The organism is Pseudomonas sp. 3B-A001-10F, from assembly GCF_056313565.1.
This window is the reverse complement of record NZ_JBQYFW010000002.1, coordinates 287,567-302,793: the sequence shown is the minus strand read 5'-3', so window position 1 is coordinate 302,793 and position 15,227 is coordinate 287,567. Positions and strand designations below refer to the sequence as shown.

The 15,227-nt window shown below is 59.5% G+C and carries 14 protein-coding genes, 4 tRNA genes and 1 pseudogene; 10 read left to right on the top strand and 9 right to left on the bottom strand.

Annotation, left to right across the window (positions count from 1 at the left end):
* Window positions 1-114: 114 nt before the first annotated feature.
* Both AC0ZWN_RS03790 and AC0ZWN_RS03785 read right to left on the bottom strand, forming a co-directional pair.
* Complete coding sequence (locus tag AC0ZWN_RS03790) at window positions 115-1,164, bottom strand: sensor histidine kinase (RefSeq protein WP_476334095.1); 1,050 nt, start codon at window positions 1,162-1,164, stop codon at window positions 115-117.
* Window positions 1,164-1,913 (bottom strand): response regulator, encoded by a 750-nt coding sequence (locus AC0ZWN_RS03785; protein ID WP_476334094.1) that lies wholly within the window; start codon window positions 1,911-1,913, stop codon window positions 1,164-1,166. The genes AC0ZWN_RS03790 and AC0ZWN_RS03785 overlap by 1 nt, the downstream gene beginning before the upstream one ends.
* Before the next feature lie 296 nt (window positions 1,914-2,209).
* On the opposite strand from AC0ZWN_RS03785, the gene pyrF reads away from it, so the two are divergent.
* On the top strand, window positions 2,210-2,908 hold the full coding sequence (gene pyrF / locus AC0ZWN_RS03780) for an orotidine-5'-phosphate decarboxylase (protein ID WP_175559628.1): 699 nt from the start codon (window positions 2,210-2,212) through the stop codon (window positions 2,906-2,908).
* Between the two features lie 127 nt (window positions 2,909-3,035).
* On the opposite strand, the gene AC0ZWN_RS03775 is transcribed toward pyrF, so the two are convergent.
* Together AC0ZWN_RS03775 and AC0ZWN_RS03770 are read right to left on the bottom strand one after the other, a co-directional pair.
* The gene (locus tag AC0ZWN_RS03775) at window positions 3,036-4,040 is read right to left on the bottom strand and encodes an NADP-dependent oxidoreductase (RefSeq protein ID WP_414871747.1); all 1,005 of its coding nucleotides are present in this window, start codon (window positions 4,038-4,040) and stop codon (window positions 3,036-3,038) included.
* Complete coding sequence (locus tag AC0ZWN_RS03770; RefSeq protein ID WP_460091920.1) at window positions 4,037-4,174, bottom strand: hypothetical protein; 138 nt, start codon at window positions 4,172-4,174, stop codon at window positions 4,037-4,039. The genes AC0ZWN_RS03775 and AC0ZWN_RS03770 overlap by 4 nt, the downstream gene beginning before the upstream one ends.
* A 103-nt stretch (window positions 4,175-4,277) precedes the next feature.
* Here AC0ZWN_RS03770 and AC0ZWN_RS03765 point away from each other — a divergent pair, with 103 nt between their 5' ends.
* From AC0ZWN_RS03765 to AC0ZWN_RS03750, 4 genes and pseudogenes are all read left to right on the top strand, one after another.
* Window positions 4,278-5,039, top strand: coding sequence for an SDR family oxidoreductase (locus AC0ZWN_RS03765; RefSeq protein WP_007917441.1), 762 nt, complete (start codon window positions 4,278-4,280; stop codon window positions 5,037-5,039).
* A gap of 190 nt (window positions 5,040-5,229) precedes the next feature.
* Window positions 5,230-6,630, top strand: coding sequence for an aminotransferase-like domain-containing protein (locus AC0ZWN_RS03760; RefSeq protein WP_476334093.1), 1,401 nt, complete (start codon window positions 5,230-5,232; stop codon window positions 6,628-6,630).
* Window positions 6,524-7,846 (top strand): annotated as a pseudogene (locus AC0ZWN_RS03755) (HAMP domain-containing protein); the annotation flags it as partial. The gene AC0ZWN_RS03760 and the pseudogene AC0ZWN_RS03755, both read left to right, overlap by 107 nt.
* The gene (locus AC0ZWN_RS03750) at window positions 7,826-8,707 is read left to right on the top strand and encodes a methyl-accepting chemotaxis protein (protein WP_427120779.1); all 882 of its coding nucleotides are present in this window, start codon (window positions 7,826-7,828) and stop codon (window positions 8,705-8,707) included. The pseudogene AC0ZWN_RS03755 and the gene AC0ZWN_RS03750, both read left to right, overlap by 21 nt.
* A gap of 1,059 nt (window positions 8,708-9,766) precedes the next feature.
* Here the strand turns inward: AC0ZWN_RS03750 and AC0ZWN_RS03745 are convergent.
* Window positions 9,767-10,525: a hypothetical protein gene (locus tag AC0ZWN_RS03745; RefSeq protein WP_476334092.1), complete on the bottom strand. Its 759-nt coding sequence runs from the start codon at window positions 10,523-10,525 to the stop codon at window positions 9,767-9,769.
* Window positions 10,526-10,908: 383 nt separating this feature from the next.
* On the opposite strand from AC0ZWN_RS03745, the gene AC0ZWN_RS03740 reads away from it, so the two are divergent.
* From AC0ZWN_RS03740 to AC0ZWN_RS03725, 4 genes are all read left to right on the top strand, one after another.
* Window positions 10,909-10,984, top strand: a tRNA-Glu gene (locus AC0ZWN_RS03740).
* 2 nt (window positions 10,985-10,986) lie between these two features.
* Window positions 10,987-11,062, top strand: a tRNA-Gly gene (locus AC0ZWN_RS03735).
* Window positions 11,063-11,166: 104 nt separating this feature from the next.
* Window positions 11,167-11,242 (top strand) — tRNA-Glu (locus tag AC0ZWN_RS03730).
* A gap of 2 nt (window positions 11,243-11,244) precedes the next feature.
* Window positions 11,245-11,320 (top strand) — tRNA-Gly (locus AC0ZWN_RS03725).
* 127 nt (window positions 11,321-11,447) lie between these two features.
* Here AC0ZWN_RS03725 and AC0ZWN_RS03720 read toward each other — a convergent pair.
* The 3 genes from AC0ZWN_RS03720 to AC0ZWN_RS03710 form a co-directional block, all read right to left on the bottom strand.
* Complete coding sequence (locus tag AC0ZWN_RS03720; protein ID WP_476334090.1) at window positions 11,448-12,086, bottom strand: LysE family translocator; 639 nt, start codon at window positions 12,084-12,086, stop codon at window positions 11,448-11,450.
* A gap of 1 nt (window position 12,087) precedes the next feature.
* Window positions 12,088-12,858 carry a 2OG-Fe(II) oxygenase gene (locus tag AC0ZWN_RS03715; RefSeq protein ID WP_007908184.1) on the bottom strand — a complete coding sequence of 257 codons (771 nt, stop codon included), beginning with the start codon at window positions 12,856-12,858 and terminating at the stop codon, window positions 12,088-12,090.
* Window positions 12,859-12,946: 88 nt separating this feature from the next.
* Entirely contained in the window at window positions 12,947-13,573 is a 627-nt protein-coding gene (locus AC0ZWN_RS03710) for an alanyl-tRNA editing protein (RefSeq protein ID WP_476334089.1), read from the bottom strand.
* 90 nt (window positions 13,574-13,663) lie between these two features.
* Here AC0ZWN_RS03710 and AC0ZWN_RS03705 point away from each other — a divergent pair, with 90 nt between their 5' ends.
* On the top strand, window positions 13,664-14,662 hold the full coding sequence (locus AC0ZWN_RS03705) for a LysR family transcriptional regulator (protein WP_186620447.1): 999 nt from the start codon (window positions 13,664-13,666) through the stop codon (window positions 14,660-14,662).
* 108 nt (window positions 14,663-14,770) lie between these two features.
* Here the strand turns inward: AC0ZWN_RS03705 and AC0ZWN_RS03700 are convergent, their stop codons facing one another.
* Window positions 14,771-15,178: a PA2817 family protein gene (locus AC0ZWN_RS03700; protein WP_039760212.1), complete on the bottom strand. Its 408-nt coding sequence runs from the start codon at window positions 15,176-15,178 to the stop codon at window positions 14,771-14,773.
* Window positions 15,179-15,227: the final 49 nt, after the last annotated feature.

Here is a 15,227-nt window from a genome sequence, read left to right as displayed (position 1 = left end):
GGTGTACCGGCTTATGCAGCGTCGGGGCGCAAGTTGTCGGGGGTATGTGGGATTTGTACCGGTGGGTACACACGATGGAATGAACACCAAATACCTTGTAGGAGTGTTTGTTTCTCAGGTGCGCGGCAGGCGAATGATGGCGGTGAGGCCGCCGCCGGGGGTTCCTTCTAGGTTGAGCTGACCACCCAGACGCTGTGCCGCTTCGCGGGCAATCGTCATACCCAGCCCGACGCCGCCGGAGTTGCGATTGCGCGAGCCTTCCAGGCGATAAAACGGTTCAAACACCGCTTCACGCTTGTCCTCGGCAATCCCCGGGCCGTGGTCGATCACGCGGATCAGCAGTTGCTCGCGTTGATCCTGCAATTCGATGCGTGCCTGGCCGGCATAACGCAGGGCATTGTCCATGAGGTTGTTGAGGCACGAACGCAGCGCCATCGGCTGCACCGGCAGAGGTGCGCAATGGCCGCTGACCTGCACGTCGGCACCTTGGTCCTGAGCGTTTTCGCACAGCGATTCGACCAGCGCCTGCACATCCATCAACTGCAAGGCTTCGCTGGTGCGCTGTTCGTGCAGATAGGTGAGGGTGGCGTCGAGCATGCCGATCATGTCGTCGAGGTCTTGGCGCATCTGGCCTTGCAGCTTTTCATCGCTGATGTTCTCCAGGCGCAGTTTCAAGCGTGACAGCGGTGTGCGCAGGTCATGTGAGACCGCGCCCAGCATCCGTGCGCGCTGTTGCACCTGTTCGCGAATGCGTTGCTGCATCAGGTTGAAGGTGTAGGCGGCTTGTCGCGATTCCCGCGGGCCGGACTCGTCGAGTGGCGGGCTGTCGAGGTCTTCGCTGAGACGTTCGGCGGCGTCGCTCAGGCGCTGGATCGGGCGACTGAGCAGTTTGGCGCCGTACCAGGCCGCGATCATCAGCGTGATGAACTGAAAGGTCAGCGGCACCACCGGGCCACCGAACCACGGACGCGGTGGCCGTGGCGGGTAGCGCGGATCATGTGCCATCGGTTGCCCTTCGGCGCCTTGGGAGAACTCCGGTGGCGGCGGGGGCGGCGGTGGCCCGTAGAGGCGGAACCAGGCGAACGCCAGCAGGTGCGCCAGGACAATCGCCACGAACAGCACGCCAAACAGGCGCCCGAACAGCGTGTCGAAGCGCGCCCGCATCAGCCGATGTCCCGCGCGTCGAACAGGTAACCCTCACCGCGCACGGTTTTGATCAACTGCGGGGCTTTCGGGTCGTCGCCGAGTTTCTGCCGCAGACGCGAGACCAGCAGGTCGATGCTGCGGTCGAAGGCTTCGATCGAGCGACCCCGGGCCGCATCGAGCAGTTGCTCGCGGCTGAGTACCCGACGCGGACGTTCGATAAACACCCACAGCAGGCGGAATTCGGCGTTGGACAGCGGCACCACCAGACCATCGTCGGCGATCAACTGGCGCAGGACGCTGTTCAGACGCCAGTTGTCGAAACGAATGTTCGCGCGCTGTTCGGTTCGATCGTCGCGCACCCGGCGCAGAATGGTTTGAATGCGCGCGACTAGTTCGCGTGGCTCGAACGGTTTGGCCATATAGTCATCGGCACCCAGTTCCAGGCCGATGATGCGGTCGGTCGGTTCGCAACGTGCGGTGAGCATCAGGATCGGGATGTCCGATTCAGCGCGCAGCCAGCGGCATAGCGACAAGCCGTCTTCGCCGGGCAGCATCAGATCCAGCACGACAACATCGAAATGCTCGGCCTGCATCGCTTGACGCATCGCCGCGCCGTCGGTGACGCCGCTGGCTTGGATATTGAAGCGCGCGAGGTAGTCAATCATCAGCTCGCGGATCGGTACGTCATCATCGACGATCAGCGCGCGAATGCTCCAGCGCTTGTCGTCTTTAGGCTCATCCGTCGCGGTCATTTGGGTGTTGTGCATGAGGCTGTTCATCTGCCAGTAGGCCGCCAACCACAAAAGATGGGCTGCGAGGTTGTGGTTTCAGCATAGGCGTCCGGCCGTGAGGCGGGAAGTGCTGATGTAAGGACGTATTGCGGCTGGCGAGGCTAGCGCGGGTGCTTGTTGCTGGCGTGTCGGTTGTGTATCGGAGTCGACACAATAGCAGCGAGCGCTATGCTGATCACGGCCAGCGCGACGATTTACCGATCATCGGGTGCCGCGCTGCCGCCGGTTCCGCTACAATGCGCGCCGATTTCGACCTGCCTGAGAGCCCATTCATGTCCGCCTGCCAGACTCCTATCATCGTCGCCCTGGATTTCCCTACCCGTGACGCCGCACTGAAGCTGGCCGACCAGTTGGACCCGAAACTGTGCCGGGTCAAAGTGGGCAAGGAACTGTTCACCAGTTGCGCCGCCGAAATTGTCGGCACCCTGCGTGACAAGGGTTTTGAAGTATTCCTCGACCTGAAATTCCACGACATTCCCAACACCACCGCGATGGCCGTGAAAGCCGCTGCCGAGATGGGCGTGTGGATGGTCAACGTGCATTGCTCCGGTGGTATGCGCATGATGGCCGCTTGCCGTGAAGAGCTGGATAAACGCAGCGGCCCGCAGCCGTTGCTGATCGGCGTGACCGTGCTGACCAGCATGGAGCGTGAAGACCTGGCCGGTATCGGTCTGGATATCGAGCCACAAGAGCAGGTTCTGCGTCTGGCCGCGCTGGCCGAAAAGGCTGGCATGGACGGTCTGGTGTGCTCGGCGCTGGAAGCCTCGGCACTGAAAACTGCGCACCCTTCGCTGCAACTGGTGACCCCGGGAATTCGTCCGGCGGGCAGCGCGCAGGACGATCAGCGCCGCATCCTGACCCCGCGTCAGGCGCTGGATGCCGGTTCCGATTATCTGGTGATTGGCCGTCCGATCAGCCAGGCGGCGGATCCGGCGCAGGCGCTGGCTTCGGTTGTCGCCGAAATCGCCTAAGCCACACTGAAGATCCAAATGTGGGAGCGAGCCTGCTCGCGAAGAGGGTGTATCAGTCGAAGTCAGTATCGACTGAACCACCGCTTTCGCGAGCAGGCTCGCTCCCACATTGGTTTTTGTGCTGGTCTTAAACCTTCAGCACCAACTTGCCGAAGTTCTCACCGCTGAACAATTTCATCAGCGTTTCCGGGAAGGTCTCCAGCCCTTCGACGATATCTTCCTTGCTCTTGAGCTGCCCCTTGGCCATCCAGCCGGCCATTTCCTGCGCGGCGCTGGCGTATTGCGCCGCGTAATCCATCACCACAAAACCTTCCATCCGTGCACGATTGACCAGCAACGACAGGTAGTTGGCTGGCCCCTTGACCGCTTCCTTGTTGTTGTACTGGCTGATCGCGCCGCAGATAACCACCCGCGCCTTCATGTTCAAACGGCTCAACACCGCATCGAGGATGTCGCCGCCAACGTTATCGAAATACACATCGACGCCTTTCGGGCATTCGCGTTTAAGCCCGGCCACGACATCTTCGGACTTGTAGTCGATGGCACCGTCAAAACCCAACTCATCAATAAGGAATTTGCACTTGTCGGCGCCGCCGGCAATGCCAACCACGCGGCAGCCTTTGAGCTTGGCAATCTGCCCGGCGATGCTGCCCACTGCGCCCGCTGCACCGGACAACACTACGGTGTCGCCGGCCTTCGGTGCGCCGACATCCAGCAGGGCGAAGTAGGCGGTCATGCCGGTCATGCCCAGCGCTGACAGGTACACCGGCAGCGGTGCCAGTTTCGGATCGACTTTGTAGAAACCTCTTGGCTCGCCGAGGAAATAATCCTGCACGCCAATGGCGCCGTTGACGTAGTCCCCGACCGCAAAGCCAGGGTTGTTCGAAGCAATGACTTTGCCTACGCCCAGCGCGCGCATGACTTCACCGATACCGACCGGCGGGATGTAGGACTTGCCCTCGTTCATCCAGCCACGCATCGCCGGATCGAGGGACAGGTATTCGTTCTTGACCAGAATCTGGCCCGCCGCCGGTTCGCCGACCGGTACTTCCTGATAGGTGAAGGTCTCGCGGTTGGCCGCTCCCACCGGGCGTTTGGCGAGCAGGAACTGGCGATTGGTCTGGTTGGTCATGGCAGGCACTCGAACGGAATGAAGCCTTGTTGATAGACCTTCGCCGGCATTGGCGCAAGGTTGGCTGATGCGGCGAATGCACGCCGATCCAGTGCAGTGATGATCACCTGGCCGGTTTTATCACTGCGACGCATGGGCACATAAACAGCCATTGGATAGTGCTGACGCTCGGCAGACCTCAATGGCTATGCTGCCATTCCATACATCCCCTGCATCTATCCCTTCGAGGACATAACAATGAGCATGACGTTTTCCGGTCAGGTTGCTGTAGTCACTGGCGCGGCCAACGGCATCGGCCGTGCGACCGCGCAGGCGTTCGCCGCCGAAGGCCTGAAAGTGGTGGTCGCCGATCTGGACGCGGCAGGGGGCGAGGGCACGGTGGCGCTGATTCGTACAGCCGGCGGCGAAGCGACCTTCGTGCGCTGCAACGTGACCGTCGAAAGCGAAGTGAAGAATCTGATGGACGAGGTCATCAATACCTACGGCCGTCTCGACTACGCCTTCAACAATGCCGGCATCGAAATTGAAAAAGGCAAACTGGCCGAAGGCTCGATGGATGAGTTCGACGCAATCATGGGCGTCAACGTCAAAGGCGTCTGGCTATGTATGAAGTATCAACTGCCACTGCTGCTGGCGCAGGGTGGCGGGGCGATCGTCAATACCGCCTCGGTGGCGGGACTGGGCGCGGCGCCGAAGATGAGCATCTACGCGGCGTCGAAGCACGCGGTGATCGGTCTGACCAAATCGGCAGCCATCGAATACGCGAAGAAGAAAATCCGCGTCAACGCTGTGTGTCCGGCGGTGATCGATACCGACATGTTCCGCCGCGCTTATGAGGCCGATCCGAAGAAAGGCGAGTTCGCCAACGCCATGCACCCGGTCGGGCGCATCGGCAAGGTCGAAGAAATCGCCAGTGCCGTGTTGTACCTGTGCAGCGACGGTGCGGCATTCACCACCGGCCACTCGCTGGCAGTGGATGGTGGCGTCACCGCTTTCTGAATCACGCCCAAGAACAACAGCCCGCATTCGTTGCGGGCTTTTTTGTGGGCAGCGGTCAGTTCCGTGAAGCCTCTTAAACAATGTGTATCAAACGGTTAGAACGGTCGCTTTTGGCGGCGTTGTCGCACAGCCTGTCCGGCGCGGCTGTGATTTACTGCCGCCAGCAAAACGGACAGGAGTTTGCTTGCTCATGGAATTGAGAATTGATCGACAGGCAATGGTGCCGGTCGTGCAGCAGATTGTTGACGGACTGACCGAGTGGATCCTGCAAAGTGGCGTACCGCCGGCCACCCGTTTGCCGTCCGTGCGGCAAATCGCCCGGGGCAATCTGCTCAGCCAGTCGTGTGTGGTCGAGGCGTGTGAGCGGCTGGTATCGCAGGGTGTTCTGAGTTCATGCCAGGGCACCGGGTTCATTGTCGCCGCCTCGCCCTCGGTAACAGGCGCAGAAGATGAGCTGGCGCCATTCGAGGGCCGGTTCGCCTGGTGCGATGCCGTGTGCGAGGCCGCGGGCGGCTTGAAACTTGGCGCGGGCGGACTGCCGCATAGCTGGCGTGAACCTGACGACCTCAGTTATGCCCTGCGCGAGGTGGCCCGCACCGACATGGCCAGCCTGTTCAACTACAGCACGCCCTTGGGGCTTCCAGCGTTGCGCGAGCAAATCGCCAAGCGCCTGAAACTGTTCGGTATCGAGGCCCGCAGTGCGCAGTTGCTAAGTACCTGCGGCGCCAGCCATGCGCTTGATCTGATCGTGCGCACCTTGTTCAAGGCTGGAGACTGCGTGGTGGTCGAGACGCCCGGTTACGCGCCGTTGTTCGATCTCCTGCGGATGCACGGCGTGCGCATGCTCGAGGTGCGTCGCACCCCGAACGGGCCGGATATCGACGCACTGGAAGCGTTGCTGCAACAGTTTCGCCCCGGCGCGTTATTCATCAACAGCCATCATCACAACCCCACCGGCAGTTGCCTGTCGCCGAGCGTAGCGCAACGCATCCTGCAACTGAGCAAGACCTACGATTTGCGCGTGATCGAAGACGATGTCTACGCAGACTTGCACACCGGCAACGGCACGCGCCTGGCGGCTCTGGATGATGAGGGGCGAGTCATTTACGTGGGCAGTTTTTCCAAGACGCTGAGCAGCTCGTTGCGGGTCGGTTTCGTTTTTGCCGACAGCGACATGGTCAGACGGCTGGCGCAGGTCAAGATGATCAGCGGTCTGGGGGCGTCAAGGTTTACCGAAGCGGTGCTGGCCAGCCTGATGGTCAGCGGCGCTTACCGCAAACTGGTGCAGCGCCAGCGTCAACGCCTGAATGCCGATCGCGCGGCCGCGTTGCAGGCGCTGGAGGACGCCGACTGGGAGGTTTTCGGCAAGCCTGCGGGTGGCTTGTTCATCTGGGCGCGCTCGCGCATGACCGATCAGATTCGGCTGCGTCGGCAGGCTCAACGTTGCGGCGTGTTGCTGTCAGCGCCTGATGCATTCAGTCCCAATGGCGAGTCGGGCGATTGGCTGCGCATCAACGTCGCCTACGCTTGTGATCCACGCGCCCGGCAGTTTTTTCGCTACACCGGTTCGGATCGACCTCAAGTGTTCTGAAAACGACGCAGGCGTAGCTTTTTGCCATTATTCCGACGCCAGAGACTTGTGCTGCTTCATGGCCGTTGCGACTCTTCGCTCTACTGACAATGGCAGGGGACTACGCGCAATGATTTCGGCCATGCAAGGACGTTTTGCCAACCTCGGTATGGCGAAAAAACTGGGTATCGGGTTTGTGCTGGTTTTGCTTCTGACCGCGCTGGTGGCGGCCATCGGCGTCTGGTCCCTGCAAACCATCAGTCAGCGTTTCGACGGGCTGAAACAGATGTCTTCGCTCAACAGTGGCTTGCTCAAGGTGCGCCTGCTCGAGCAGGAATATGCCTTGCGGGGCGATCCGAAGACGGCCGATGCCCTGCGCAAGGGCGTCGACGAACTGGTTGCTCTGGCTGATCAGCTCAAAGCGCAGTCGGCGGCGAATGTGCCGGTCATGAATGATGTGCAGCAGTCGCTGGGCGCTTATCGTAAGGCGTTCGACGAGTTTGTGTCGTTGACTCAGGCCAAGGACCTGGCGCTGGAAATGGCCAGTTGGTCGGTGTCCAGTGTGGCCAACAATCTTGACGTATTGCAGGCCGGACTTGCCGACGACGGTGCTTATACCTTGAAGGACACCGAGGGCAAGGACGGCGCACAGTTCATCGAGCAGGCCAGTCAGGTCAGCCAGGTTTCGCGGTTGATGCTGCAAGCGATGAACGAAGCGCGGATTCGTCTCGATCAAAGCCGCAAGGGCGATGCCGACAGTGCTGGCAAGGGCAATATCGAACAGGCCGCACAAGCGCAGGCGCAGGCCGAAGAATTGAAAACCACGGTCAAGGACGAGGGCTATCTCACCGTGCTCAATGAAGTGTCTGGGCACATCGCCGGTTTCAACGACAAATTGGCCGAATACACCGGGTTGCTCGCGCAGGAAAAAACCGTCTACGAGCAATTGCACCAGCGTGCCGACCAAGTGGTTGAGCGGGTGAATCAGGCGTATGTCGCTGAAGACGGCGCGATGCAGGCAGAACTGAAGAAAAACTCGCTGCTGATCATCGGCTCATCGGCGCTGGCATTGCTGGTGGGATTACTCGCCGCGTGGCTGATCACCCGACTTATCGTCGCGCCATTGCGCAGTGTGATTCAGGTCGCGCAGCAGATTGCCGCCGGTGACTTGAGTGCGACTGTGGCAGTGACCCGTCGCGACGAGATTGGCCAGTTGATGCTGGCGATGCAACAGATGGGCGCGGGTCTGAGTACCATCGTCAGTGGTTTGCAGGCGGGGATTGAGCAATTGGCCAGTTCAGCGCAATCGTTGTCGACGGTCACCGAGCAGACCAACCTTGAGGTCAGCAGTCAGAAGGAAGAAACCGAGCAGGTTGCCACGGCGATGAACCAGATGACCGCCACCGTTCACGACGTTGCACGCAACGCCGAAGAAGCGGCGCTGGCCGCGCAAACGGCGGATGACAAAGTCGAGAGTGGGCAGCAGGTGGTGCGCCAGAGCATGGCGCGCATCGAGCAATTGGCTGACTCGGCGACGTCGGCCAGTTCGAGCATCGAAAGCCTCAGTGCTGAAATCCAGAATATCGGCACGGTGCTCGGGGTGATCAAGAGTGTTGCCGAACAGACCAATCTATTGGCGCTGAATGCCGCCATCGAGGCGGCGCGGGCCGGGGAGCAGGGCAGGGGCTTTGCGGTGGTGGCTGATGAGGTACGTGCTTTGGCTCGGCGCACGCAGCAATCGACTGAGGAGATTGAACGGCTGGTCAGTGCTTTGCGCTTGGCGGCGCATTCGTCGGTGCAGCAGATTCAGAGCAGCGGGGAGTTGGTGAAGCTGGCGGTCAGTGATGCGTTGCAGACCGAGAGTGCGCTGGGGAGTATTGCGGCGGCGGTGTCGTTGATTCAGCAGATGAATCAGCAGATTGCGGCGGCGGCCGAGGAGCAGAGTTCGGTGGCGGAGGAGATCAATCGCAGTGTGACGAGTATTCGTGCGAGTGCGGATCAGTCGTCGATCGCGATGCGTGGAAATGCGGCTTCGAGTGTTGAGCTGGCGCAGTTGGGGGGGGAGTTGCGCGGGATGGTTGGGCATTTTCGGCTTTGACGCTTTGACGCTTTGACGCTTTGACGCTTTGACGCTTGGCGGCCTTTGGGCCGACCAGGCTCTTGGGGTTTTGGGGGGATATCCGTTGCTTCGGGTGTTGCTGATTAGGGTTCCGCCCTTACGGCGGGTCACTTTTTACAAACGCCTAAAAAGTAACCAAAAACGCTTGCTCCTACGTGCGGCCCGCTCGCTGGGGCTCGGGGTTCCTTCGCTCCGGGATCGATCCGGGCGCAGCGCCTACGGTTTGCTTCGCTGCACCTCCTCTCGCTGTGTTTGGCTGCGCCAAACGGTCGCTGCGCTCCCACGCCCGGATCAATCCCTCCACTCAGCCTTCCGACGTCGCTGGTGGATCAAGATCAAGAGCGGCAGCCGAGCTAACGCTCATCCTGTTGAGTGGTGAGAAGCTGATGCGGTTGCGAGGTGGGCGTTGCTTTTGCTTTTCTGTGGGAGCGAGCTTGCTCGCGAAGGCGGCCTGACAGCCGACCAATTTTCTATCGGATGTACTCAGTCCCAATGTAGGAGTGAGCCTGCTCGCGATGGCGGCCGGATAGCCGACCAACCTCTGTCAGATGTACTCAGCCCCCTTGTGGGAGCGAGCTTGCTCGCGATGGCGGCCGGATAGCCGACCAACCTCTGTCAGATGTACTCAGCCCCCTTGTGGGAGCGAGCCTGCTCGCGAAGGCGGCCTGACAGCCGACCAATTTTCTATCGGATGTACTCAGTCCCAATGTGGGAGTGAGCCTGCTCGCGATGGCGGCCGGATAGCCGACCAACCTCTGTCAGATGTACTCAGCGCCCCTTGTGGGAGCGAGCTTGCTCGCGAAGGCGGCCGGATAGCCGACCAATCCGCTATCGGATGTACTCAGTCCCAATGTGGGAGTGAGCCTGCTCGCGATGGCGGCCGGATAGCCGACCAACCTCTGTCAGATGTACTCAGCCCCCTGTGGGAGCGAGCCTGCTCGCGAAAGCGGCCTCACATTCACCGGTTTTCTATCAGGTTCACTCCCGCGAGCCCACAAAAAAGCCACCTTTCGGTGGCTTCTCTTCCAGCATCTGCAATCAGTCGTAAATCACTTTCTTCTTCCAGTCCGCATCGGCCTCGACATCTTTGAGGCCGGCGGTCAGTTGGTTTTCTTCACCTTCAACCGGTGCAATCTTGTCCATGACCTGGGCGTTCGCGCGGGCCAGGAGTTTTTCCAGGTATTGCAGTTGTTCTGCGTACATCTGCGGATCCTGCTGTTTGCGCAGGTATTGCACGCCGCGTTCGAAGGCGAGGCGGGCCTGGCCGGGCTGGTTTTGTTGCAGGGACTGTTGGCCGAGGTTGTTGAAGAATTCGATGTGCAGCAGCACCAGAATGTGGCGAACTTCGCGGATCCAGTGTTTGGCTTCATTCGGTGGCAGGAAACCATCGTGGGCGGCGCGGGTGATCTGGCCGTGGAGGGCTTCGAGCAGGAAGCGCACGTCTTTGGCTTTGGCTTCGGTCAGGATCGGTGCCGGTGGGTTGTTGACCGGGATCGATTCGCCTTGGGCGACCAGGGCGCTCAGTTCGGTGATGCGTGATTTGGTGGTGGCGCTGGTTTTTTCCAGGTTCAGCAGGCGCTGGCAGACGTTCAGTTCCAGACGGGTCAGCAGCAGCTTGAGCGCCGGGGTCATGAACTGGCCGGGGAAGGTTTCGGTCAGTTCGCCGCAACGGCGCAGGCGGTCGTTGAGTTCGACCTTGGTGCGGGCCTTCTCCAGTTTGTTGTTTTCCACCACATGGTTCATGTAGCCAATGGCGATCAGAATTGCGATCCCGGCTACGACTAGCAGGGTGATCATGAGTGGTGTCACCGGTAAGACCTCTTTATAGGGTTCGCATGCGAGTGTAGTGGCTGGGCATTTAGCCGCCTAGCGCCGCTCGACGAGTTGGATCGGCAGGTTCAATCTGTATCGGCCGCACGCTGCTTATATGAATGCTGGCTCTGCGAGTGCAGATTGCCATCACTGTGGGTGGACTATAGCGTCTTGGCGAGTGGCGGAATATAGGCGTCAATCGTCGGGCGACGGAAAAGCCCGATTGCCGCCGTAAAGGTCGTCGAAGTCATTGATTTAAATAAATTTATATCAGGGGGTTGACGACCTCTCAATCCATCCATAGAATGCGCGCCACTTGCAGCGTAAAGCACACAGCGAAGCGCGGCAGGGAGTGAATGTTGTAGTGTGTCCCCTTCGTCTAGTGGCCTAGGACACCGCCCTTTCACGGCGGTAACAGGGGTTCGAGTCCCCTAGGGGACGCCAATGCGGGAATAGCTCAGTTGGTAGAGCACGACCTTGCCAAGGTCGGGGTCGCGAGTTCGAGTCTCGTTTCCCGCTCCAATTTTAAACAGCAGCGCTTTCGGGCGGTGCTGAGTGAAACCAGAACCAAGTCTTCGGATACGGATCTGGACACCGAAACACACACCATGTGTTCCGGGTAGCGTGTCCCCTTCGTCTAGTGGCCTAGGACACCGCCCTTTCACGGCGGTAACAGGGGTTCGAGTCCCCTAGGGGACGCCATTGCGGGAATAGCTCAGTTGGTAGAGCACGACCTTGCCAAGGTCGGGGTCGCGAGTTCGAGTCTCGTTTCCCGCTCCATATTCACAAAAACGCCGCTCAACAGAGCGGCGTTTTTGTATGCGCGCGATTTGTGGTTGTGTCATCTGTCATAAAGAAAAAGGCCCGCCGAAGCGATTCGGCGGGCCTTTTTGCGTTTTGCATCTGCTTACCAGGACAGCATCAGTCGGCCTGCAAACAGAATAAGCACCACGCCCATGGTGCGCTCGAACCAATGGCCCATGCGCATGAACAGCAGGCGAACCCGATTGCTTGAGAAGAACAGCGCGACCACGACAAACCACAATGCATTCACAAAGCACATCCACAGCCCGTAAAAGGCCTGGATCTGCAGGGGCGTGCTGGCGCTGATGATCGTGGTGAAGATGGCCAGGAAAAACAGTGTGGCCTTGGGGTTGGTTGCATTGGTCAGAAAACCGGTGCTGAAAGCTTTGAGCAGCGTTTGTTCGACCACGGGCTCGTCCGCAGCTTTTTCACCTTCAACGGCCGATTTGGGTTTGCTGCGCAACAGGCTGACGCCCAGATACAGGATGTAAGCACCGCCCACCACTTTGGCCACGGTCAGCAACCACGGCGTGGTGTGCATCAGCGCGCCGACGCCAAGCAATGTGTAGAGCACGTGCACGGAAATCCCTGCGCCAATCCCCAACGCCGTGCAGATCCCTACCAATCGGCCGAACCGTACGCTTTGGCGAATGGTGACTGCGAAGTCCGGGCCGGGAGCAACCACAGCCAGAAAGTGAATGGTTGCCAGCGCCAGAAACTCGCCCAGATAATTCGAATACATCTCAGCTCCAATAGGTCAGGGGTGAAGCATTGCCGCGATAGCCGACAAAAAAGGAAAGGCTCAAACGCGGATCGGCCACGCCCGGGGTCACCGAGTGCATGCGCCGCGAGTTGAACATGATGAAATCACCGGGTTGCGGTCGGACTTCAAGCGCAGGTGGACCGAGCAGCGCTGGTTCAATGCCATAACTGTCGCCACGCATTTCATCGAATTGATCCGGGCTGATGTCGTCGTCCCACATCTGCAACGCACCGCCCTCGGTTGGCATGTTCAGATAGACGTTGCAGGCGAACTGCGCTTCCAGACTGCGGGCCTGGAAGCTGTCCGGAGCATCCTTGGCGAAGATGTCGTGATGGGCGAGGAAGCACACGCCGGGTTTCACCACGCGCGAAAGGCCGACATACATTTTCCGGCCGTAGAGGTTTTCCAGGTGCGCGCCGGCCGGCCAGGATTCGTCGAGCATGCAGCGCAAGGTGTCGATCGGTGAGGAGTAGGGCGCGCAGCGATTGCGCAGTTCAGCGATGTTGCTGGTGGCGCGTTCGAAGTAGTCCTCAATCAGCAGCGGCTGATTTTCCGCCTCGTAAAATGCCATGCCGATGCGGCCGATACTGGGGGCGTTGATGTAACCCTCAAAGCCTGGAGCGAGAATCTTGTCGCCAATCTGAATGGCCAGCGGTTCTGGCAAAAAGCCTTTGACGCGAATGGCGAGGACTTCTTCGTTGGCCAGTTTTTTTATGCACGTCTCATCGAGACGCTCGACGTCTAGCATCATTTTTTTAGGTCCATCTATCGATAGTCAACGGAACCCACGAATGCGGTTCCCCGGCGTCGGACGCTGCGTGAGGCAGCGTCCGAAATGCTCAATCCACGCTGTAGTGGACGGACAGCGTGCCTTTCTTCTGCGAAAGGGACGCGATCGTGACTGTGCCCAGATCCTTCAGGCTGCGTACATGGGTGCCGCCGCAGCCGTAGGCGGGCAGTTCACCAAAACCGATTTCCCGCGCGCCTTCGCGCAGTGAGGTCAGGCGGGGCAGGTCGTGTTCGATCCACTGGTCGATCCCGTGTTGAACGGTCTCTGCATCGACTTCCTGCGCGGTGTCGCCGGGTTTGAATTGCACTCGGCCTTCATCCGGCCAGTGATGGGCTTTGATCGGCATCCAGCCCAGCGCCTGGACGAAATGCCCGATCAGGTGCCCGGCCGAATGCATGCGTGTATTGAAGTGGCGGCGCTGTTCGTCGATGCGGATGCAGGTCATGCCCAGTTCCACCGGCCGGTCGACAAAATGAATGATCCGGTCCGGCTCCTGCACCACACGCAATACCTGGCTTTCACCGATCCAACCGGTATCACACGGCTGTCCGCCGCCTTGCGGATGAAACAGTGTGGCGCGCAAGACCACGGCGAATTCGTTCTCTTGGGGCGTGCAGTCGAGGACTTCCACATTAGCCTTGAGGTCATCACTATGGAAAAAGAGGCGAAGCGTCATATTCCATGCCCTTATTAAAGTTTCTGTTTTTATTATATGAATCGTGCAATAACGTGATAATCCGTTCAAACATCAAAGGACTTGTGCGCTGTGAGCATCAATCTGCCGCTACCGCTGCTCGGTGAAATGGCGATTTTCGTCAAGGTCGTGGAGACCGGCAGTTTCTCTGAAGCCGCTCGGCAACTGGGTTCATCGCCATCAGCGGTGAGCCGCAGTATTTCGCGGCTGGAAAAAGCCTTGGCCACGCGGTTGCTGCAGCGCACCACGCGCAAGCTGCGTTTGAGTGACGGCGGGGAAGAGGTTTTCAAGCGTTGCCAGGAGATGGTCAGCGCGGCCAAATCGGTGATGGAAATCAGTGGCCAGTTCACCCATGAAGCGGAAGGACTGGTGCGCGTCAGCGTGCCGAAAGCAGTAGGGCGCTTTGTGATTCATCCGCACATGCCCGAGTTTCTGCGGCGTTATCCCAAGGTCGATGTCGAGTTGTTGCTGGAGGATCGGCAGGTCGATTTGATCGACGACCATGTCGATCTGGCGATTCGCATCACCGATCGACCACCGGCCGGGCTGGTTGGGCGGCAACTACTGACCATCGACCACTTGCTCTGTGCCACGCCGCAGTACCTGGCCGAGCACGGCATACCGACTCACCCGCATGATCTGCTCAATCACAGTTGTATTTATCTGGGGGAAACCCCGAGTGATGCGCGCTGGAAATTCAAGAAGGGTAGTAAGGCGGTGACGGTAGGTGTCCGCGGTCGCTATGCCGCCAATCACACAGGCGTGCGGCTGGGCGCGGTGTTGCAGCACATCGGCATCGGCAGCCTGCCGTATTTCACCGCCCGTTACGCGCTTGAGCAAAAGTTGGTGGTGCAGGTGTTGCCGGACTGGACGTTCCTCGCGTCCTATCACGGCGGATTGTGGTTGCTGCATTCGCCGACGCGCTATCTGCCACCCAAGTTGCGGGTGTTCATCGACTATCTGGTGGAGTGCCTGCAGAAAGAGCCGACCTTGAGCAAGCCGGGCAAATCAGTGGGGGAAAGCAACGCGGCGATGGCGTATGAATTGCCCGAAAGTGAAGGGTTGTTGTAGCGCAAAGCAAAAGATCGCAGCCTTCGGCAGCTCCTACAGAGGATTGCGTGAGTCCACTGTAGGAGCTGCCGAAGGCTGCGATTTTTTGATCTTCAACCCACTGTTATATCAGTGCTTGCTGTCCTGAGCGGACATCGCCAGCAGTTGTTTTTCCTGGTTCCAGTCGAACGGTTCATCGTTCTGTTCGGCTTCGTAGCGACGTTCTTCCAGTGCCTGATACAGGTCGATCTCTTCATCGGACAAGTAATGCAGGCAGTCGCCGGCGAAGAACCACAACAGATCGCGCGGGATCAGGTGGGCGATTTGCGGATAACGGCTAATCACTTGAGTCAGGATGTCCTGGCCCAGGTACTGGCTTTCGATCGGATCGATCGGCAGCGATGCCAGCAGTTCGTCGAAGCGCTCCAGGAACAAGGCATGGCTTTCTTCGGGAACCTGTTCGGCCTCACCTACGGCGACCAGGATACTGCGCAGGTGGTCGAGCAAAACAAGATGATCGGCAACGACGTTGGACACGAGATAAGTCCTCAAGAGCAAAACGGGCGCGGGAGTATAAAGCTCCCGC